Here is a 21144-nt window from a genome sequence, read left to right on the forward strand (position 1 = left end):
TCTGATGAAACGCGGATGGATGCGGCTAACGCGTCCATCCGCCTACCCAGCTCGCAGGAAGCGGATCGCCTCATCGCGGCGGAAGAGATAGAGCAGGGTGCGTACCGCACTGCCACGCTCACTGGTCAGTTCCGGATCGCGCTCGATGAGATAGGCGGCATCCTTGCGAGCGATCTCGAGAAGATCGGCATGAGCCTCGAGGCTGGCGATACGGAAGCCCGGTGTGCCGGACTGGCGTGTCCCCAGAAGCTCACCTTCGCCGCGCAGCTTCAAGTCCTCCTCGGCAATGCGGAAGCCATCTTCGGTCTCTCGCATGATCGACAGCCGGGCATGCCCGGTTTCGCCGAGCGGGCCTTTGTAGAGCAGGATGCAGGTCGAGGCTTCGTCGCCGCGACCGACGCGCCCGCGCAACTGGTGAAGCTGCGCCAGGCCGAAACGTTCAGCGTGTTCGATGACCATGATCGTCGCATCCGGCACGTCGACGCCCACTTCGACGACCGTCGTAGCCACCAACAGACGGATCTCGCCATTCTTGAACGCCATCATCACGGCATCTTTTTCGGGGCCGCTCATGCGGCCATGGATTAAGCCGATGCCGGGGCCGAGCGCCTTGGTCAGCGTCTCATGCCGCTCCTCCACCGACATTAAATCTGATTCTTCGGATTCCTCCACAAGTGGGCATATCCAATAGGCTTTTTTGCCTTCCGCTAGCGCACTCCTTAGGCGCGCGACGATGTCGCCGGTTCGTTCATTCGGAATGGTGATCGTCTGGATCGGCTTTCGGCCCGCCGGCTTCTCAGTGAGCTTGGAAACATCCATGTCGCCAAAGGCGGCCAGCACTAGCGTCCGTGGGATCGGCGTTGCGGTCATGACGAGCATGTGGGGAGAGATACCCTTTGCGGTCAGGCGCAGGCGCTGGTGGACGCCGAAGCGGTGCTGCTCGTCGACCACAGCCAGCATCAGATTGGCATAGGCGACGCTATCCTGAAACAAAGCATGCGTGCCGATGATGATCTGCGCCTCGCCGGAAGCAATGCGCTCCAGGATCGCGTCGCGTTCCCGGCCCTTCGTGCGGCCTGTGAGAACTTCGACAGAAAGGTTTGCACTTGCTGCGAATTTTGAAATCGTGGCGAAGTGTTGTCGAGCAAGGATTTCGGTCGGAGCCATCAGCACGGCCTGGCCGCCGCTTTCGATGACGGCGGCAATCGCCATCAACGCCACCAGCGTCTTGCCCGCGCCGACATCGCCCTGCAGCAGCCGGAGCATACGTTCGGTGCCTGCCATATCCTTGAGGATATCCGCAACCGCATCACGCTGGCTATTTGTCATAGAGAAAGGAACAGATTCCAGTATCTTGCCGCTGATTTCTCCAGTAGCCTGCACCGGCTGCCCCGCAACCTTGCGCAGCCTTTGGCGCACCAGCGAAAGCGACAATTGCCCCGCCAGGAATTCGTCATAGGCCAGCCGGCGGCGCGCGGGAGATTGCGGATCGATATCGGCCGCATCCCTAGGCGCATGCAGCATGTGGAAGGCATCGGAGATCGAGGGAAAGCCTTGCTTCTGCGTCAGGGCGATATCATCCCACTCGGGCAGCTGCGGGATGCGCGGCAATGCTGCCTCTATCGTCTTGCGCAGGAACTTCGGCGTAAGCCCGGCGGTTAGCGGATAGACCGGTTCGACCAGCGGCAGGTTTTCCGCCTCGCTCTCGCGCATAATATAATCCGGATGCACCATGGACGGCCGGCCGTTGAACCAGTCGACCTTGCCGCTGACGGTAACGGTTTCATCGATCGGCAGCTGCTTTTCGAGCCATTGCGCCTTGCCGCGGAAGAAGACCAGTGCAAGCTCGCCCGTCTCATCATGCAGATAGACGCGATAAGGCACGTTGCTGCGCGGATTGGGCGGCGGCTGGTGGCGATCGACGCGGCCGGTGATGGTGACGATAGCGCCCTGCGGCGCCCGGGCAATGCCCGGTTGTTCGCGCCGGTCGATGATCGAATGCGGCGCGTGGAAAATCAGGTCGATGACGCGGCAATCGTCGATGGTTTCCCGATCCAGCAGCTTCACCAGCAACTCTGATACCTTCGGCCCGACGCCTGATAGCGAAGAAATAGAGGCAAATAGCGGGTCGAGGATAGCGGGACGCATGGCAGGCAAAATGCGACGGGCAGGGCGCATTTGGCAAGGGGCAGCGAAGAACTCGATCCGTTTGAGCTCCACACTCCCCGGAAAATTGCATCGCAGGTGCTTTTTTCTGAAAAACCGGTTCCCACCTTTGAGCGCTGGTTTTATAGAGACGCATCAACATAAAGGTGTTTTTGATGACTGGGCTGACCCTCAGCAGTGCCGATCTCGATCCTCGCCGCCGGCGCATCCTTTTCCGTTGCTGGCATCGCGGTATCCGCGAGATGGATCTGGTTTTCGGCCAGTTTGCCGATAATGAACTGCCGGGCCTCCCTGAAGCCGATCTTGATGAGCTGGAGCGCATCATGGCCGAAGAGGACAACGATCTTCTTAAATGGATCCTCGGTAGTGAGCCAACGCCGCAGCATCTGCAGACGCCGCTCTTTGAGCGGCTGGCCTCCTATAAGCCCGATTTCGAAGAGATCGCCGAAAGGTTCGGATTAACCAAATGATCCCCGGTTTCGACGCGAAGAAGCTGCTCGCCGCAAGCGAGCCGATGACGATCGGTCATGTTCCGGCCGGTCTGGAGCCGTTCCTGATTGCCGAAATGGCAAAGGCCGGCCAGCCGGTTGCCTATGTCATGTCCGACGGCCAGCACATGGCCGATGTCGAACAGATGCTCGGCTTCATCGCGCCTGAAATTCCGGTACTCACCCTGCCGGCCTGGGATTGTCTTCCCTATGACCGTGTTTCCCCAAGCTCTGACACCTCGGCCCGGCGCCTGGCGGCTTTGTCCGGCCTGATCGCGCATCATCGCAAGCCGCATGCAGCCATTGTGCTGGTGACCGTCAACGCCATGCTGCAGAAGGTCGCCCCGCAGGATATCATCGAAAGCCTGGCGTTCTCGGCACGTCCCGGGAACCAGGTCCGGATGGACGATATCGCGGCTCGCCTCGAGCGCAACGGCTTCGAGCGCGTGGCGACCGTGCGCGAGGTCGGCGAATATGCCGTGCGCGGCGGCATTCTCGACGTCTTCGTTCCGGGCACGGAAGAGCCGATGCGTCTGGACTTCTTCGGCGATACGCTGGAGAGCATCCGCAGCTTCGATCCGGCCAGCCAGCGCACGACAGGGCAGGTGCGTTCGCTTGATCTCAATCCGATGAGCGAAGTGACGTTGACGCCGGATACGATCAGCCGCTTCCGCAAGAACTATCTCTCCGCCTTCGGCGCCGCCACGCGTGATGACGCTCTCTATCTCGCCGTGTCCGAAGGTCGGCGATACGCCGGCATGGAACATTGGCTGCCGCTCTTCTACGAGAAGCTCGAGACGGTCTTCGATTACCTTAAAGGCTTTCGCTTGGTCACGGATCACACCGTGCGCGAAGCGGCAGAGGAGCGCTCCAAGCTCGTCTTCGACTATTACGACGCCCGCCTTCAATCCGGCCAGCAGGCCAAGGGGCAGATGGCACAGGGCACGCCCTATAAGCCAGTAACGCCCGGCCAGCTCTATCTCGATGGCAAGGCATTCGGCAATGCGCTTGACGCCTTCGGCGCTATCCGTATCTCGCCCTTCAACGAGCATGAGGGCGAGGCGCGTCGCGTCATCGAGCTTGATGCCCGCCAGGGGCCGCGCTGGGCGCGGGCAGCGACCGACACAACCGATAGCGAGCGCGTCAACGTCTTCGATGCAGTCGTCAAGCATATCGCCAACAAGCGGGCTTCGGGCGGTAAGGTGCTGATTTCGGCCTGGACGGAAGGCTCGCTCGATCGCCTCCTGCAGGTGCTATCCGAACATGGGCTGGCGCGCGTCAAGACGATCGAGGCCTTCAAGGACCTTGGCGGCCTGGCGAAGGGCGAGGCTGCTGCCGCCGTGCTGAGCCTCGAAGCCGGTTTCGAAGCGGGCGATCTGATCGTTATCGGCGAGCAGGATATTCTCGGCGACCGGATGGTACGCCGTTCCAAGCGGCGCAAGCGCGCCGCCGATTTCATCTCGGAAGTAGCAGGCCTGGATGAAGGCTCGATCGTTGTTCATGCCGAGCACGGGATCGGCCGTTTCGTTGGCCTCAGGACCATCGAGGCAGCCGGCGCACCGCACGCCTGCCTCGAGCTGCAATATGCTGACGATGCCAAGCTGTTCCTGCCGGTCGAAAACATCGATCTGCTCTCGCGCTATGGCGGCGAGGGCACCGAGGCGCAGCTGGATAAGCTCGGCGGCGGCGCCTGGCAGATGCGCAAGGCCAAGCTCAAGAAGCGCCTGCTCGATATGGCCGGCGCCTTGATCCGCGTCGCGGCCGAGCGCCTGACGCGGCATGCGCCTGTTCTCAGCACGCCGGACGGGCTGTATGACGAATTTGCCGCGCGCTTCCCGTATGACGAGACCGACGACCAGATGAACGCCATCGAGGCGGTGCGCGAGGATCTCGGCGCCGGCCGGCCGATGGATCGCCTCGTGTGCGGCGATGTCGGCTTCGGCAAGACGGAAGTGGCGCTGCGCGCAGCCTTCGTCGCTGCCATGAATGGCGTGCAGGTCGCCGTCGTCGTGCCGACGACGCTGCTTTCGCGCCAGCATTTCAAGACCTTCTCCGAGCGCTTCCGTGGACTGCCGATCCGCATACAGCAGGCATCTCGTCTGGTCGGTTCCAAGGAACTGGCGCTGACCAAGAAGGAAGTCGCCGAAGGCAAGACCGATATCGTTGTCGGCACCCACGCGCTGCTCGGCGCTGGCATCCAGTTCGCCAATCTCGGCCTGCTCGTCATCGACGAGGAGCAGCACTTCGGCGTCAAGCACAAGGAGCGCCTGAAGGAGCTGAAGAGCGACGTGCATGTGCTGACGCTGTCGGCGACGCCGATCCCGCGCACCTTGCAGCTCGCGATGACCGGTGTGCGTGAACTGTCGCTCATCACCACGCCGCCGGTCGACCGCATGGCGGTGCGCACCTTCATCTCGCCCTTCGATTCGTTGGTCATCCGCGAAACGCTGATGCGTGAGCATTATCGTGGCGGCCAGAGCTTCTATGTCTGTCCGCGCCTCGCCGATCTCGCCGATATCCATGCCTTCCTTCAATCGGATGTGCCGGAGCTGAAGGTGGCGGTCGCCCATGGCCAGATGCCCGCCGGTGAGCTGGAAGACATCATGAATGCCTTCTACGAGGGACGTTATGACGTGCTGCTGTCGACGACCATTGTCGAATCCGGCCTCGACGTGCCGACGGCCAACACGCTGATCGTCCATCGCGCCGACATGTTCGGCCTGGCCCAGCTCTATCAGCTCCGCGGCCGCGTCGGCCGCTCCAAGGTGCGCGCCTTTGCGCTCTTCACGCTGCCCGTCAACAAGGTGCTGACCACGACGGCGGAGCGCCGGCTTAAGGTGCTGCAGTCGCTGGATACGCTCGGCGCCGGCTTCCAGCTGGCGAGCCACGATCTCGATATCCGCGGCGCCGGCAATCTGCTGGGCGAAGAACAGTCAGGCCATATCAAGGAAGTCGGCTTCGAGCTCTACCAGCAGATGCTCGAAGAGGCCGTCGCCGAGGTCAAGGGCGTCGACGAGATCCGGGATACCGGCTGGTCGCCGCAGATCTCCGTCGGCACGCCGGTCATGATCCCCGACGATTATGTGCCTGATCTGCATCTGCGCATGGCGCTCTACCGCCGCCTCGGCGAGATCACCGAGCTGAAGGAGATTGACAGCTTCGGAGCCGAGATGATCGATCGCTTCGGTCCCTTGCCGATCGAGGTGCAGCACCTCCTCAAGATCGTCTATATCAAGTCGCTCTGCCGGATCGCCAACGTCGAGAAGCTGGATGCCGGCCCGAAGGGCGTCGTCGTACAGTTCCGCAACAAGGAATTCCCGAACCCTGCCAACCTCGTCGGCTATATCGCCAAGCAGGGCACGATGGCCAAGATCCGTCCCGACCAGAGCGTGTTCCTGACGCGCGACCTGCCGACGCCGGAAAAGCGGCTGCAGGGGGCGGCTGTGGTCATGACGCAGCTGGCGGAGCTGGCAAAATAGAAGGTGGGCGCTCAGCCAGCGGCTTTGCGCCTGATGAAGAACCCGGTATCCGGCCCGCCGCAACCTATTTTCGGCGGCAGGCCGAGATCGGATATTTCCTCAAGCCGCCTGCGGCTCGCGCAGCTCCCCAACATCCGGAATGCGCGCGATGACCTTGATTTCGAAATCGAAGCCCGCCAGCCAGTTGACGCCGATCGCCGTCCAGTTCGGGTAGGGTTTTTCGGTAAAGACCCGGTTCTTGACGGCCATGATCGCGCCGAATTGCCCCTCGGGATCTGTGTGGAACGTGGTGACATCGATGATGTCATCGAAGGTGCAGCCTGCCGCTTCCAAAGTTGCCTGCAGATTGTCGAAGGCGAGTTGAACCTGCTTCTCGAAATCAGGCTCCGGGCTTCCATCCGCGCGGCTGCCGACCTGGCCGGAGACGAACAGCAGATCGCCGGAGCGGATTGCGGCGGAATAGCCGTGCTCCTCATAAAGCGCATGCCTGTTCTTCGGGAAGATTGCGGTACGTGTCGTCATGGTATCGGCTCTCATTCGTGTTGACATGAAAAGATGGGAAGAACGCAAGCTCGCACGCGGCTTCCAAACCGCCGTTTCATTTGATATACGGCATGTATGTGAAATATGCATATGCGCGACGTATGTCAATATTTCAAATACGAAACGTATGTGAAATTTGAGAGTGATATGGCAAAGCGCCTGGAAACCATGGAAGAAAATCGGAGCAAGCTCATTGCCGCTGCGCGGAAAGCCTTCGCGGAGAAAGGATTTGCGGCGGCCTCAATGGATGAGTTGACGGCGGATGTCGGCCTGACGAGAGGCGCCCTCTATCATAATTTCGGCGACAAGCGCGGATTGCTCGCCGCCGTCGTCGATCAGATCGACAACGAACTGGCGCTACGGGCGAAGGAGATCGGCGCACAGGCGGATGGGGACTGGCAAGGTCTGCTTGCCGAGGGGGAGGCCTATATCAAAATGGCTCTCGATCCGGAGGTCCAGCGCATCGTCTTGCTCGACGGTCCGGCCGTTCTGGGCGACCCCTCGAAATGGCCCAGCCAAAACAGCTGTCTCGCCGGCACCCGGCAGACGGTTTCAAAGCTTCTGAAACAAGAGGTAGTCAAGCCGGTCGATCCCGAGGCTGCAGCCCGGCTCATTTCCGGCGCAGCGCTGAATGCTGCGCTCTGGGTTGCTGCCAGCGATAATCCGGCGGAAGTGCTGCCCAAGGCGATAGAGGCCTTCCGGGCGATGGCTTCGGGATTACTGGCAAAGACCTAATGCCGGTATGACGCGGCTACTTCCGCGAATCGCAGATCGCGGAAGCTCTTGCAGCTATGATCGAAAAAGCGGAATCCCGCTTAATTCATCCCCGCCCGTGCTTCCGCTTTCATCTTGGCGATGTCGCGCAAGGCCTCGGCGAGCACATCCGGCGTCTGCGCGCCGCTGACGGCATATTGCTGGTCGAAGATGAAGAAGGGAACGCCGTTGACGCCGATCTTCTGGGCGGCGTCGATCTCGCCGATGATGAGATCGCGGTCGGCGTCGGAGGCAAGCAGGGTTGCTATGACGGAGCGGTCGAGGCCGGCCTTTTCGGCAATATCGAGCAGTATGGCATGATCGCCGACATTGAGGCCCTCTTCGAAATTGGCCTTGAAGAGCGCATCGACCACCTTATCCTGCTTTTCGCGGCTTTCGGTGACGGACCAGTGGATGAGGCGATGGGCATCGAGCGTGTTCGGGCCGATCTTGATAGCGTCAAAATCGAACTTGATTCCCACTTCGCGGCCGAGCTCGGTTAGCATCTTGTGCCCCTCGGCGACACGCTCCGCGCCGCCGAGCTTTTGCTCCAGCGCCTTTTTCTGGTCGACGCCTTCGGGCGGATAGTCGGGATTGAGCCGATAGGGTCGCCAGTTGAGGTCGACGCCTACTTCGTCCTGCACCTCGGCAATGGCGAGCTCCAGGCGGGCCTTGCCGAGATAGCACCATGGGCAGACGACATCCGAGACGATGTCGATCGTGATGCGTTCCATGGTTTCATCCTTTCGGTTTTTCGGGCTGTTCTCCTCCATCTAGGCCTTTGTGCCGATGGCTTCAACCGGTTACCGAAAGGGAACCGGCCGAGATTACTGCGCGGAAGCGTCCCACCACGCAGGTAGATAGTACCCGTAAAGCGGCAGAACGCCGGGATGATTGACACGGCTGCGCCGCGCCGCCCATTGCTGGTCGATATGGTAGAGCGGCACTAGATAATATCCAGAAATCAGCATCCGATCGAAAGAACGCACGGCGTCGCGGAAATCCTCTGCCGAACGCGCCATCAAAAAATGTGATATCAGCGTATCGACATCGGGGTCTGCGACGCCGACGAAATTAAGGCTGCCTTCGGTCTTGGCGGCAGAGGAGCTCCAGCGCCCCACTTGCTCGATGCCCGGCGATAGCGACGAAGGGTAGGACTTGATGATCATGTCGTAGTCGTAGTTGATCGTCCGGAGCTGATATTGCGAATCATCGACCGTGCGAATCGTTACGGCAATGCCGAGCAATTCCAGAGACCGGCGATAGGGGATCGCCATGCGTTCCTGATCTGCATTTTGGGTCAATATTTCGAAGCTGAGCTGTCGGCCGTTCTTATCGACCATCTTCTCGCCGCGGATTGCATAGCCACCCTCCTTGAGCAGGGCTACCGCCTCGCGCAGGATCTTGCGGTCACGCCCGGAACCGTCGCTGACGGGCAGCTTGTAGCTGCCATCGAGCACGTCCGGATCGATGCGGTCCTTGATCGGTCCCAGCATGGCGAGCTCGTGCGGATCCGCGGGAATGCCGAACGACGAAAGATCTGAATTTTGCCAATAGCTCTCCGTGCGCTTATAGGCGCCCGAATAGAGATTTCGGTTTAGCCATTCGAAGTCGAAGGCGAGGGTCAGTCCCTTGCGCACATTCTTGTCGGCAAACATCGGCCGCCGCGTATTGAAGACGAAACCGAGCATCCCGCTTGGTATTTTTGGCCTAAAGGTCTCCTTGATGATGGCGCCGGAAGTCACCGCAGGAAAATTGTAAGCCTGCTGCCAATGGCCTGGGCTGCCGTCGGGGTAAATATCGACATCGCCTTTCTTGAAAGCTTCGAACAGCGTCGTGTCCTGCAGGAAGTAATTGACGGTGATTTCATCATAATTGTCGATGCCGACCTTCGACGGGAGGTTCTTGCCCCAGTAGTCAGAACGGCGCTCGAAGACGATGCGCTGGCCGGGGTCGATGCTCTTGATCCTGTAGGGGGCGGAACCGATCGGAATGCGCAGGGAGGTCTGATCGAAGCTATCCGTGTCGATCGCATGCTTCGGCAGAACCGGCAGCGAAGAGGCGATGATGAGCGGCGTTTCGCGATTGGCTTTCTCGTTGAAGCGGATCATCACGCTGTGCTCACCAACCTTCTCCATGCTGGCGATGGTCTCAAGCCACGATGAAAACGGGACGCGGCCTTTGTCGCGAAGAAGCTGGAACGTGAAGATCACATCTTCCGGCGTTACGGGCTGCCCGTCCGACCATTTGGCGTCGGGATTGAGGTTGAACTGAATATAGCTTCGGCTCTCGTCCCATTCGACCGTCTGCGCCAGAAGCCCATACAGCGTAAAAGGCTCGTCGCGAGAGCGCACCATCAGCGGTTCATAAACGAGATTGCCGTATTCCGGGTCCCACATGCCCCGCGCCGTCGTGCGCATGCTCTTCAGAATGAAGGGGTTGAGATTGTCGAAAGTGCCGACGACGCCATAGCTGACGCGGCCGCCCTTTTTGACATCCGGATTAACGTAAGGGAAATGCTTGAAGTCCACCGGCAGCGCCGGATCTCCATGCATGGCGATGCCGTAAAGCGGCTGAGCTGCCGCGGCATTGCACAAGGTTGCGAAGAACAGGAAGGCAGCGATCCGGAGCGCTTGCATGGCATCCTTTCCGGGAAGGGTATGATTCGGCCGAACATTATCATGAGCGTGCCGAATTCAACACGCGACTGCGGAAATCTTAGGACTTGGCAGAAAAGACCAAAGAAAAGCTGGATATCCGTGCCAGTGCGATGTAACAGGGGTGCCGGGTTTCTCGGGTCATGTATTTGCCTTATTCATTCGACAGGTGGACGACGGTTTGACCCGAATTGCATGGGACGGCGCGCTGTCGTCCCGCAGCGGATTTCAGGAGGCGGTTTCGCTATGATGTTCAAGACTGACAACAAAATGCGGGCAGGTCTTTCTGCTCTGGCTCTCATGATTGGCGCGGCCATGCCGGCTGCCGCTTTCGCGCAGGATGCGTCCAACGCAGCTCCGGCCGATGGCGGTAGTGATCCCAACCAGCCGCGTCTGGGCTGGTACAAGACCTGCACCAAACAGGACGATGCCGACATCTGCATCGTGCAGAACCTGATCATGGCAAACAACGGCCAGCTCGTTACGGCTGTTGGCCTCATCTCCGTCGACGGCAAGGTAAACCGCAAGATCCTGCAGATCTCCGTTCCGACGGCCCGCCTCATTCCGCCGGGCATCACCATGCAGGTCGATGGCGGCAAGGGTCAGAAGCTCGATTACGCCGTCTGCCTTCCGGACAAGTGCACCGCGGAAGTCCCCGTGACGGACGCGATGATTGCTTCGCTGAAGAAGGGCACCGACGTCACCTTCACGTCTGTGAATTTCCGTCGCGCTCCGAACCCGATCAAGATCTCGCTGACCGGCTTCGGCGCCGCTTTTGACGGCCCGGCGATCTCCGACAGCAAGCTTGCCGAAAGCCAGAAGAGCCTGCAGGACAGCATGCAGAAAAAGGCCGAGGAAGCTCGCAAGAAGCTCGAAGACGCGCAGAAGGCTGCCAAGCAGCAGTAAGCTGACGATAGGTCTCCTTTCATGAGAAAAAGCCCGGAGCGATCCGGGCTTTTTCTTTGCGCAGAGGACGGCATGCGATGCTCGGAAGCCAAATAAAAAGGGAAGGCGTTGGGAGCGCCTTCCCTTTGGAATAGGATATATTTTACCAGTGCTTAATGAGCGAAGCTCATCTTAGGCTTGAGCTGCCCGGTCGGGGCTTGGTCGAAGATCTGAGCGACTTGCGGATTGCGCAAGGGAAGCCCGCTCTCATCGTTGATGAGGTTCTGCTCCGATACGTATGCGACATATTCCGTCTCGTCGTTTTCGGCGAGAAGGTGGTAGAAGGGCTGGTCCTTATCGGGACGCACTTCCGCGGGAATGGAATTCCACCATTCCTCTGTATTTGCGAATTCCGGATCGACATCGAAGATGACACCGCGGAAGGGGAACATCCGGTGTCGAACCACGTCGCCAATATTGAATTTTGCGTTTCGTTGTTTCATGGCACGACTTCCTTTCAAGTAATCATGTGGTGACTTTCACCACTGATATCAAGGATTTTGCCCCCATTCCTTCATTGAACTGTCACATTCGGCTCGGGTCTGCTCCGAGCAGCAGCTCAATGTGAAGACGATATTTGGAGGGACGCCCGCCACCGGCTTCCTCATAATGAGGAAAGCCCCGGCAAGGCCGGGGCTTTCGCAATTTTTTATCAGACCGAATAGTACATGTCATATTCGACCGGATGCGGGGTCATTTCGAAGCGCATGACCTCCTGCATCTTCAGTTCGATGAAGGCATCGATCTGGTCGTCGTCGAAGACGCCGCCAGCGGTCAGGAACTTGCGGTCCTTGTCCAGGCTTTCCAGAGCTTCACGTAGCGAGCCGGAGACCGTCGGGATCTTCTTCAGTTCCTTCGGCGGCAGGTCGTAGAGATCCTTGTCCATGGCCTTGCCGGGATGGATCTTGTTCTTGATGCCGTCGAGGCCGGCCATCAGCATGGCGGCGAAACCGAGATAGGGATTGGCCGTCGGGTCAGGGAAGCGAACTTCGACGCGCTTTGCCTTCGGGTTCGAGCCGAACGGGATACGGCAGGAAGCCGAACGGTTGCGAGCCGAATAGGCGAGCAGAACCGGAGCTTCATAGCCCGGAACGAGACGCTTATAGGAGTTCGTCGACGGGTTGGTAAAGGCGTTGATCGCCTTGGCATGCTTGATGATGCCGCCGATGTAATAGAGGCAGGTCTCGGAAAGACCTGCATATTCGTCGCCCGCGAACGTCGGCTTGCCGCCCTTCCAGACCGACTGGTGAACGTGCATGCCCGAGCCGTTGTCGCCGAAGATCGGCTTCGGCATGAAGGTTGCCGTCTTGCCATAAGCATTGGCGACCTGGTGGACGACATACTTATAAATCTGCATGCCGTCGGCGCTGCGTACCAGCGTATCGAACTTGATGCCGAGTTCGTGCTGGGCGGCTGCGACTTCATGGTGGTGCTTTTCGACGGTAACGCCCATTTCGGTCAGAACCGTCAGCATCTCCGAGCGCATGTCCTGGCAGCTGTCGATCGGCGGGACCGGGAAGTAACCGCCCTTGACGCGCGGACGGTGGCCGAGGTTGCCGGTTTCATAGTCGGTGTCGTCGTTGGACGGCAGTTCGCTCGAATCGAGCTTGAAACCGGTATTGTAGGGATCGGCCTTGTACTTGACGTCGTCGAAGACGAAGAATTCGGCTTCCGGGCCGAAGAAGGCGGTGTCGCCGATACCCGAGGCCTTGAGATAGGCTTCGGCTTTCTTGGCAGTGCCGCGCGGATCGCGGTTATAGGATTCGCCGGAGATCGGGTCGAGGATGTCGCAGAGAATGACCATCGTCGACTGCGCGAAGAATGGATCCATGTGGACCGTATCCGGATCGGGCATCAGCACCATGTCGGATTCGTTGATGGCCTTCCAGCCCGCAATCGAGGAGCCGTCGAACATGACGCCATCGGCGAACATATCTTCGTCGACACAGACCACATCCATGGTGAGATGCTGCAGCTTGCCCTTCGGATCGGTGAAGCGCAGGTCGACGAACTTGACGTCGTTATCCTTTATTTGCTTCAAAATTTCGCTTGCAGTCGTCATGAAATTACTTCCCTTGACATAGATGACGATTGAACGAGCCGCGGCCTGAAGGGCCGGGCGGATTAGATGGCGTCGATGCCCGTTTCGCCGGTACGAATTCGGATGACTTCTTCCACGTTGGAAACGAAAATCTTTCCGTCGCCGATACGCCCTGTTTGCGCGGCCTTGCGGATGGCCTCGATCACCGCCTCCGCATTTTCGTCCGCCAATACAACTTCGACCTTCACCTTCGGCAGGAAGTCGACGACGTATTCGGCGCCACGGTAAAGCTCCGTGTGGCCCTTCTGACGACCGAAGCCCTTCGCTTCCGTGACGGTGATGCCCTGCAGGCCGACTTCCTGAAGGGCTTCCTTCACTTCGTCGAGTTTGAAGGGCTTAATGATCGCTTCGATCTTTTTCATGAGAAAATGTCTCTCCGCTTCTCCTGTTACAGCAGGCCTATTTCCCGCTCGGCCAACGTGATGCACTTATCATGCCAATTGAAAACAAGCCGCCGTAAAAATTCCCGGCGATTTCGCACCGAGACGATGAATTGATGAGGATTTTTCGGGAAAATGGAAGCGATTTCGCGTCGAAATGCGTTGGATAAGCAAAATTTCGCAAAAAAGTGCTGTGCGCGTCATGTTTGTGCTCCAGCAAGGCCTTGAATGTTATCGTCTAATTGTTGTGCAAATGCATATTTATAAACCAAAATGGCCTCCGCAATAGCGGTTGTTTTTGAGGCAGATTTCGCATCTATAATATCCGCCATGATGTTGCCGCTCGCCGATCTGCTTCTCACCCCTGACGCCATGTCTCGCGTTGACCGCGCTGCGGCCGCATCCGGCATCAGCTCTTATGGGCTTATGGAGAAGGCAGGGCAGGCGGTTGCTGCCGCGGCACTTCGGCACTTTCCCGGAGCGCTGCGTTATGTCGTCCTTTGCGGGCCTGGCAATAATGGCGGGGACGGGTACGTGGCGGCGCTGGCACTGCAACAGGCCGGAGCCGACGTACAGCTCTTTCATCTGGGCGATCCACAGCGGCTCAAGGGGGACGCCGCCCGCGCTTTCGCCGAGTGTTCCATCGATGGCGCCGCGGTCAATGGTTACGTCCCGATGACTGGAGATGTGGTGATTGACGCAATCTTTGGCGCGGGACTCTCCCGTCCCGTTTCGGATGATGTGGCGGCTATTATTGCACGGGTCAACGAGATCGGCATTCCGGTGATTGCCGTTGACCTGCCCTCTGGCCTTGATGGCCGCAGCGGCCAGATTCTCGGCGCTGCCTTCCGCGCTGTGCGAACAGTGACCTTCATGACGCGCAAGCCGGGACATCTTCTCCTTCCCGGTCGTGACCTTTGCGGCGAGCTTGAGGTTTTCGACATCGGCATTCCCGACCGTATCGTCCGCGCCAATGCCGACCGCTTGCTCGCCGAAAACAAGCCGGCACAGTGGCAGGCGGCCATGCCCTCGGCAGGCGTCGAGACGCACAAATACAAGCGAGGTCATCTCGTCGTTTTCTCGGGCGGGCCGAACGCGACAGGTGCCGCGCGCATGTCGGCAATGGCGGGCCTGAGGGCTGGGGCAGGGCTCGTCACTATCGCATCGCCCTCGGAGGCTCTGGGGGTTAACGCCAGTTTGTTGACCTCAATCATGCTGCATGCAGTCGACGACGAAGCTGCTTTACGGAAATGGCTTACCGATCAACGTCTTTCGACCTTTATTCTCGGGCCGGGCTTCGGCGCCGGCGAGAAGGCGCGCCAATTCTGCCTCGCGCTTGCGGATCGGCATCTGGTATTGGACGCAGACGGCATCACCTCGTTTCGCGACGAGCCGCAGCGATTGTTCGATGCTTTTGCCGAAGGGCCGACCCGATTGGTGCTGACGCCGCACGAGGGGGAGTTTGGCCGCCTCTTTCCCGATATTGCCGCCGACGAGACATTGAGCAAGATCGACAAGGCGAGGGCAGCAGCAAAGAAAGCCCATGCCGCGATCATCTATAAGGGCGCCGATAGCGTGATCGCCGCCCCCGATGGCAGGGCCTTGATAAATGCGAACGCGCCGCCCTGGCTGGCGACCGCGGGTTCGGGCGATGTGCTTGCCGGCATTGTCGGCGGCCTCATAGCGCAGGGAGCGCCTGCATTCGAAGCCGCCGCGGCCGGCGTCTGGCTGCATGGTCTGGCAGGCCAGCATGCCGGAAAAGGACTAACGGCTGAAGATCTCGTAGCGGTCATCAAGCCGCTATAGAGCTATTTTGCCACTTCTTGCTGCAATGCGATTGCGCCCGGAGGGGCGTTCACCTTGCCCTCATGGATCATGAAGGCAAAGACATCACGCGGCTCGGCTTTGATTTTGCGTTTAGCATCGATCAGCGGCAGGTCATCCGGCACCTTGCCCGTGGCCCAGGTTTTCAGGCGATCCGCCCAGGCTTTCAGGTCCTTCGGCGGATAGCAGGTCTTGATGTCATCCGAGCCTTTCTGCAGTCGGGCATAGACGAAGTCCGCTGTCACGTCGGCGATCATCGGATATTCGAAATGCTCGGCACAGACTGGCGCCACATTATACTTCTCAAGCAGTGCAATGAATTCCGGCACTTTGAAGGAATCGTGCCTGACTTCGACCACATGCCTGAGAGCAAGCCCATCCTGCTTGGCCGGCAGCAGCTTCAGGAATGCCTCGAAGTCATCCGGGTCGAACTTCTTGGTCGGCGCGAACTGCCAGAGGAGAGGGCCGAGATGATCGCCGAGCTCGCTGATACCGGACTCCAGAAACTTCTGCATGGATTCCCCGGCTTCCGAGAGGACACGGCGGTTGGTGACGAAACGCGTCGCCTTCAGAGAGAAGATGAAACCATCGGGCACATCGGCGGCCCATTTGGCAAAAACCTCGGGCTTCTGCGTGCTGTAATAGGTGCCATTGACCTCGATCACCTTCAACTGGCGGCTGGCGTAATTCAGCTCGTCCTTCTGCTTCAGCGTGTCGGGATAGAAGGTCCCGCGCCAGGGCTCGAAAGTCCAGCCGCCTATGCCTGTGCGGATTTCGCCCGCTTTGGTCATTCTCTCCTCCTTGGCCATTCGGCCGGGTCAATCTCACTCCGCCGCCGCAACCTTCTTCACCGGCCGCCGCTCCAGCAACTCTTTCAGGAATTGCCCCGTATAGGAGCGTTTCTCCTTCACGATCGCCTCCGGCGTGCCGACAGCCACGATCTCGCCGCCGCCATCACCGCCTTCAGGACCGAAATCGAGGATCCAGTCGGCAGTCTTGATGACTTCGAGATTGTGCTCGATGACCACGACGGAATTGCCCTGATTGACCAGCTCATGCAGCATTTCCAGAAGCTTGGCGACATCGTGGAAGTGCAATCCGGTTGTGGGTTCGTCGAGGATGTAGAGCGTGCGACCCGTCGATCGCTTCGACAATTCCTTGGCTAGCTTGACGCGCTGCGCTTCGCCACCCGATAGCGTGTTGGCCTGCTGTCCCACCTTGATATAGCCGAGGCCGACATCCTTCAGGCTCTGCAGCTTGTCTCGCACGGCGGGAACGGCCGCGAAGAAATCGACACCTTCCTCGACCGTCATGTCGAGCACGTCGGCGATCGACTTGGTCTTGAATGTGACATCGAGCGTTTCGCGATTGTAGCGCTTGCCGTGGCAGACGTCGCAGGTGACGTAGACGTCGGGCAGGAAGTGCATCTCGATCTTGATGACGCCATCGCCCTGGCACGCCTCGCAGCGACCGCCCTTGACGTTGAAGGAGAAGCGGCCCGGTTGATAGCCGCGTGCCTTGGCCTCCGGCAGGCCAGCGAACCAGTCGCGGATCGGCGTGAAGGCGCCGGTATAGGTCGCCGGGTTCGAGCGTGGGGTGCGGCCGATCGGTGACTGGTCGATGTCGATCACCTTGTCGATATGCTCGAAACCGTCGATGCGGTCATGATCCGCGGGGATTTCACGGGCGCCCATGACACGTCGCGCCGCCGACTTGTAAAGCGTCTCGATCAGGAAAGTAGACTTGCCGCCGCCGGACACGCCAGTCACGGCAGTGAAGACACCGAGCGGGATGGAAGCCGTGACGTTCTTGAGATTGTTGCCCCTTGCGCCGACGACCTTGATCTCCTTGCCCTTCTTAGGCTTACGTCGCTCGTCCGGAACCGGCACGCCGAGTTCGCCGGAAAGATATTTACCGGTCAGTGACTTCGGGTTCGCCATGATCTCCTGCGGCGTGCCATGCGCCACCACCTGGCCGCCATGCACGCCGGCCGCGGGGCCGATATCGACAACATCGTCGGCTGTGAGGATCGCGTCCTCGTCGTGCTCGACGACGATGACGGTGTTGCCGATATCCCGCAGATGCTTCAGCGTCTCCAGAAGGCGTGCATTGTCGCGCTGATGCAGGCCGATCGAGGGCTCGTCAAGGACATAGAGAACGCCGGTAAGGCCCGACCCGATCTGTGACGCGAGCCGGATGCGCTGGCTTTCGCCGCCGGACAGCGTGCCAGAATTACGCGACAGGCTCAAATATTCGAGGCCGACATCATTGAGGAAGCGTAGGCGATCGCGGATCTCCTTGAGGATTCGCACCGCGATTTCGTTTTGCTTGTCGGTGAACGTGCCCGGCAGCGCATCGAACCAGTCGCGAGCAACGCGGATCGACATCTCTGCCACCTGGCTGATGTGCAGCTTGTCGATCTTGACCGCCAGAGCCTCCGGCTTCAGGCGATAGCCGTTGCAGGCCGGGCAGGGGGCGGCCGACATGAAGCGTTCGATCTCCTCGCGTGCCCAGGCGGAATCCGTTTCCTTCCAGCGGCGCTCGAGGTTCGGCACGATGCCTTCGAAATTCTTATGCGTGGTGTAGGAACGCGCCCCATCGGCATAGTGGAATTCGATCTTGTCTTCCGTGCCGTTCAGGATCACGTCCTTGGCCTTGTCGGACAGCTCGTTCCAGCGATTGCCGAGCTTGAAGCCGTAATGCTTGCCGAGCGCTTCCAGCGTCTGGTTGTAATAAGGCGAGGTCGACTTGGCCCAGGGAGCGATCGCGCCATCGCGCAGCGTACGTTCCGGCTCCGGCACGATCAGTTCCGGATCGATCTTCTGCTGCGAGCCCAGGCCGTCGCAGGACGGACAGGCGCCGAAGGGATTGTTGAAGGAGAACAGCCGCGGCTCGATTTCCGGAATGGTGAAGCCGGAAACCGGGCAAGCGAACTTCTCGGAGAAGAGCACGCGCTCATGCGTCTCGTTCAGCGACTTATTGGCGGAACCGCCGGCAGCAGTCTCCTCCGGCGGCAGCGGCTTGTCGGCAAATTCCGCGACCGCGAGCCCGTCGGCAAGACGCAGCGATGTCTCGAAGCTGTCGGCGAGACGCGCCGCCATGTCCGGACGCACGACGATACGGTCGACGACCACGTCGATGTCGTGCTTGTATTTCTTGTCGAGCGCCGGCACATCGGCGATCTCGTAGAACTGGCCATCGACCTTGACGCGCTGGAAGCCCTTTTTCATGAGCTCCGCCAGTTCCTTCTTGTATTCGCCCTTACGCCCGCGCACGAGCGGCGCGAGAATATAGAGCCTCGTGCCTTCCTCATAGGCGAGCACGCGGTCGACCATCTGGCTGACGGTTTGGCTCTCGATCGGCAGGCCCGTGACTGGCGAGTAGGGAACGCCGACGCGGGCAAACAGCAGACGCATATAGTCGTAGATTTCCGTGACCGTGCCGACCGTCGAGCGCGGATTGCGCGAGGTCGTCTTCTGCTCGATCGAAATCGCTGGCGAGAGGCCGTCGATCTGGTCGACATCAGGCTTCTGCATCATTTCGAGGAACTGCCGCGCATAGGCCGAAAGGCTTTCGACATAGCGGCGCTGGCCCTCGGCATAGATGGTGTCGAAGGCGAGCGACGACTTGCCGGAGCCGGAAAGGCCGGTCATGACGATCAGCTTGTTGCGTGGCAGGTCAAGATCGATGCCCTTGAGATTGTGCTCGCGCGCACCACGTATCGAAATAGTCTTCAGTTCGCTCATCGTCGTATGCAGGTCCTTTGGAGTCTGCCTTTATTTAGTGATGTCAGCCCGCGAGTCGAGGCTGAAATGAAGGGATGGAGCCGGGTTTTCGATTCCGTTGACATCATCATAAGGATAAATTAGAACAAATAAAGAACAAAATTATCGCGGCGATTTCTTTGTGGATGAACGGAACTGAGAAGGCCGCATAAATAGCACCCGACGCCCGCTATGGGTTAAGGTGCTCCCCATAGAATTTCAAAGCCGTCGATGGGCGGCAAGCAGGGTGGTATCATGGCCGGTAGTGTGAACAAGGTAATTCTGGTTGGAAATCTCGGGGCGGACCCGGAAATCCGCCGCACGCAGGACGGCCGCCCAATCGCCAACCTCAACATTGCCACGTCGGAAACCTGGCGCGACCGCAATTCCGGCGAGCGCAAGGAAAAGACCGAATGGCACCGCGTCGTCATCTTCAATGAAGGTCTCTGCAAGGTGGCTGAGCAATATCTGAAGAAGGGTGCCAAGGTTTACATCGAGGGCGCGCTGCAAACGCGCAAATGGCAGGATCAGAACGGTCAGGACCGCTACTCGACCGAAGTCGTGCTGCAGGGCTTCAATTCGACCCTGACCATGCTCGATGGCCGCGGCGAGGGCGGCGGTTCCATCGAAGGTGGGAGTCGTGGTGGCCGCGGCGGCGGTGATTTTGGCGGCGACTACGGTAGCGACGATTACGGCCAGTCCTCATCGCAAGGCTCCTCCCGCGGCGGTGGCAATCGTGGTGGCAGCAGCCAGGGCGGCGGCGGCAACTTCTCGCGCGATCTGGATGATGACATCCCGTTCTGAGATAGGCGTGCCCGACTGAATTTGGAACCCGTCTTTTGGCGGGTTTTTATCAGCTTCGATTTGTCTTCGCTATTCTTCTCGGGCGGCTGGATTATCAATTGATTTATCCTTCGTAGCCCCTTTAATTTCTCTCAGGATAGCTTCACACGCATCGATAGTTTGCGTGAGGTTTTTCTCGGTGAGAATGTGCGTTCTGGCAATCTCATCGCGCAGATAAATGAACAGGATTTTCTTGTTGAGGTCACCCTCGGTGACAATGCTCATTGAAGCATATTCGCTGTCCTTATGGTCGCGCAGATACACCGTCTTGAGAGACGTATAGCCATACCTTTTGAAGACTGATCTTATTATGCTTTTTAACATCGAGAGCTCCGAGCGCTTTTAGTTATCGAGTATCCCGGCTCATCGAATAAGCCGTCTGACAGACGCGCTTTTCATGAAAGCGTGAGCGCTGCTTTTGCCCCATCCACGACGAACTGCGCGGCAAGCGCCGCAAGAATAACCCCGAGCAGCCGGGTGAGAATGGCGCGGCCGGTGGCGCCGAGCATTCGGTCGAGTCTGTCTGAAATGGCAAGGGCTGCAAAGACCAGGGCCAGATTGATGGCGATGACGCCGATCAGCTGCGCGCGGTCGAGCGTCGTCTGCAGCGAGCCGGCCAACAGAATGGTGGCCGAGATGGCGCCGGGACCGGCGATCAGGGGCAGGGCGAGGGGAAAGACTGCGATATTGCGGATGTGATCCTTGGTAATGGCGACTTCCGTCGTCTTCTCTTTTCTGTCCTGCCGCCGCTCGAACACCATTTCGAAGGCGATCCAGAACAGCAGCAAGCCGCCGGCAATGCGGAACGCACCGATGGAGATGCCAAGCACACCAAGCACGCTCGCGCCGAACAAGGCGAAGGCCGCCAGGATGAAGAAGGCGATCAGCGAGCCGCGCAGCGCCACTTGCTTGCGCTCCGAACGATTCATGCCAGCCGTAAGTCCGATGAAAAGCGGCGCGAGCCCCGGCGGATCGACAGTGACGAGCAGAGTCGTGAAGGCATTGATCAGCGTATCCGCGCTCGCCATATAGTCCCCGAAGCTTGTTTTATCGCTGTTGGCAAGCATTGTTATGCGAGGAACGGGCTTTCGCAAAGGGTCATGCGCCGGTGTTGATCAGTTTCGCCATGGAAATGTTCGATTCCATGGCTTAAAGGGGCAAAACCTGTTCAAAAACACCGGCCAAAATTGGCGCTCGCCAG

Annotated in this window: 18 protein-coding genes; 6 read left to right on the forward strand and 12 right to left on the reverse strand. The window is 59.4% G+C overall.

The window, feature by feature from the left end; genetic code table 11:
• Window positions 1-42: 42 nt before the first annotated feature.
• Window positions 43-2148 (reverse strand): ATP-dependent DNA helicase RecG, encoded by a 2106-nt coding sequence (gene recG / locus AC13RE_RS01205; protein ID WP_488561665.1) that lies wholly within the window; start codon window positions 2146-2148, stop codon window positions 43-45.
• 173 nt (window positions 2149-2321) lie between these two features.
• On the opposite strand from recG, the gene AC13RE_RS01210 reads away from it, so the two are divergent.
• The gene (locus AC13RE_RS01210; RefSeq protein WP_168806214.1) at window positions 2322-2636 is read left to right on the forward strand and encodes an FAD assembly factor SdhE; all 315 of its coding nucleotides are present in this window, start codon (window positions 2322-2324) and stop codon (window positions 2634-2636) included.
• Window positions 2633-6133, forward strand: coding sequence for a transcription-repair coupling factor (mfd, locus tag AC13RE_RS01215; RefSeq protein ID WP_488561666.1), 3501 nt, complete (start codon window positions 2633-2635; stop codon window positions 6131-6133). Before AC13RE_RS01210 ends, mfd begins: the two co-directional genes overlap by 4 nt.
• A 99-nt stretch (window positions 6134-6232) precedes the next feature.
• Here the strand turns inward: mfd and AC13RE_RS01220 are convergent, their stop codons facing one another.
• Complete coding sequence (locus tag AC13RE_RS01220) at window positions 6233-6655, reverse strand: RidA family protein (RefSeq protein ID WP_488561667.1); 423 nt, start codon at window positions 6653-6655, stop codon at window positions 6233-6235.
• 168 nt (window positions 6656-6823) lie between these two features.
• On the opposite strand from AC13RE_RS01220, the gene AC13RE_RS01225 reads away from it, so the two are divergent.
• Complete coding sequence (locus AC13RE_RS01225; RefSeq protein ID WP_488484955.1) at window positions 6824-7411, forward strand: TetR/AcrR family transcriptional regulator; 588 nt, start codon at window positions 6824-6826, stop codon at window positions 7409-7411.
• Between the two features lie 80 nt (window positions 7412-7491).
• Here the strand turns inward: AC13RE_RS01225 and AC13RE_RS01230 are convergent, their stop codons facing one another.
• Window positions 7492-8163, reverse strand: coding sequence for a DsbA family oxidoreductase (locus AC13RE_RS01230; RefSeq protein ID WP_132716562.1), 672 nt, complete (start codon window positions 8161-8163; stop codon window positions 7492-7494).
• Window positions 8164-8256: 93 nt separating this feature from the next.
• Window positions 8257-10068 carry an extracellular solute-binding protein gene (locus AC13RE_RS01235; protein WP_488561668.1) on the reverse strand — a complete coding sequence of 604 codons (1812 nt, stop codon included), beginning with the start codon at window positions 10066-10068 and terminating at the stop codon, window positions 8257-8259.
• A gap of 264 nt (window positions 10069-10332) precedes the next feature.
• Between AC13RE_RS01235 and AC13RE_RS01240 the strand changes: the two genes are divergently transcribed.
• The gene (locus AC13RE_RS01240; RefSeq protein WP_113233463.1) at window positions 10333-10992 is read left to right on the forward strand and encodes an invasion associated locus B family protein; all 660 of its coding nucleotides are present in this window, start codon (window positions 10333-10335) and stop codon (window positions 10990-10992) included.
• A 152-nt stretch (window positions 10993-11144) separates the two neighbouring features.
• Here AC13RE_RS01240 and hspQ read toward each other — a convergent pair whose 3' ends face one another.
• The 4 genes from hspQ to AC13RE_RS01260 all read right to left on the reverse strand — a co-directional run bounded on the left by hspQ (window position 11145) and on the right by AC13RE_RS01260 (window position 13844).
• On the reverse strand, window positions 11145-11474 hold the full coding sequence (hspQ, locus tag AC13RE_RS01245; protein WP_015339875.1) for a heat shock protein HspQ: 330 nt from the start codon (window positions 11472-11474) through the stop codon (window positions 11145-11147).
• A gap of 209 nt (window positions 11475-11683) precedes the next feature.
• Window positions 11684-13093 carry a type I glutamate--ammonia ligase gene (glnA, locus tag AC13RE_RS01250; protein ID WP_132716564.1) on the reverse strand — a complete coding sequence of 470 codons (1410 nt, stop codon included), beginning with the start codon at window positions 13091-13093 and terminating at the stop codon, window positions 11684-11686.
• 62 nt (window positions 13094-13155) lie between these two features.
• Entirely contained in the window at window positions 13156-13494 is a 339-nt protein-coding gene (locus tag AC13RE_RS01255; RefSeq protein WP_015339877.1) for a P-II family nitrogen regulator, read from the reverse strand.
• Between the two features lie 218 nt (window positions 13495-13712).
• Window positions 13713-13844: a hypothetical protein gene (locus AC13RE_RS01260; RefSeq protein WP_488561669.1), complete on the reverse strand. Its 132-nt coding sequence runs from the start codon at window positions 13842-13844 to the stop codon at window positions 13713-13715.
• Here AC13RE_RS01260 and AC13RE_RS01265 point away from each other — a divergent pair.
• The gene (locus AC13RE_RS01265) at window positions 13843-15318 is read left to right on the forward strand and encodes an NAD(P)H-hydrate dehydratase (RefSeq protein WP_488561670.1); all 1476 of its coding nucleotides are present in this window, start codon (window positions 13843-13845) and stop codon (window positions 15316-15318) included. The genes AC13RE_RS01260 and AC13RE_RS01265 overlap by 2 nt on opposite strands.
• Before the next feature lie 2 nt (window positions 15319-15320).
• On the opposite strand, the gene AC13RE_RS01270 is transcribed toward AC13RE_RS01265, so the two are convergent.
• A complete protein-coding gene (locus AC13RE_RS01270) occupies window positions 15321-16127 on the reverse strand; it encodes a DUF72 domain-containing protein (protein WP_488561671.1) in 807 nt (268 codons plus the stop codon).
• Window positions 16128-16160: 33 nt separating this feature from the next.
• Entirely contained in the window at window positions 16161-19082 is a 2922-nt protein-coding gene (gene uvrA, locus AC13RE_RS01275; protein WP_112610291.1) for an excinuclease ABC subunit UvrA, read from the reverse strand.
• A 273-nt stretch (window positions 19083-19355) separates the two neighbouring features.
• Between uvrA and AC13RE_RS01280 the strand changes: the two genes are divergently transcribed.
• Window positions 19356-19904, forward strand: coding sequence for a single-stranded DNA-binding protein (locus tag AC13RE_RS01280; protein WP_488561672.1), 549 nt, complete (start codon window positions 19356-19358; stop codon window positions 19902-19904).
• A gap of 69 nt (window positions 19905-19973) precedes the next feature.
• Here AC13RE_RS01280 and AC13RE_RS01285 read toward each other — a convergent pair whose 3' ends face one another.
• Together AC13RE_RS01285 and AC13RE_RS01290 are read right to left on the reverse strand one after the other, a co-directional pair.
• Complete coding sequence (locus AC13RE_RS01285; protein ID WP_132716568.1) at window positions 19974-20168, reverse strand: hypothetical protein; 195 nt, start codon at window positions 20166-20168, stop codon at window positions 19974-19976.
• Window positions 20169-20338: 170 nt separating this feature from the next.
• Entirely contained in the window at window positions 20339-20971 is a 633-nt protein-coding gene (locus tag AC13RE_RS01290) for a MarC family protein (protein ID WP_041677886.1), read from the reverse strand.
• Window positions 20972-21144: the final 173 nt, after the last annotated feature.

It is taken from the genome of Martinezella sp. CNPSo 3959 (assembly GCF_057784355.1).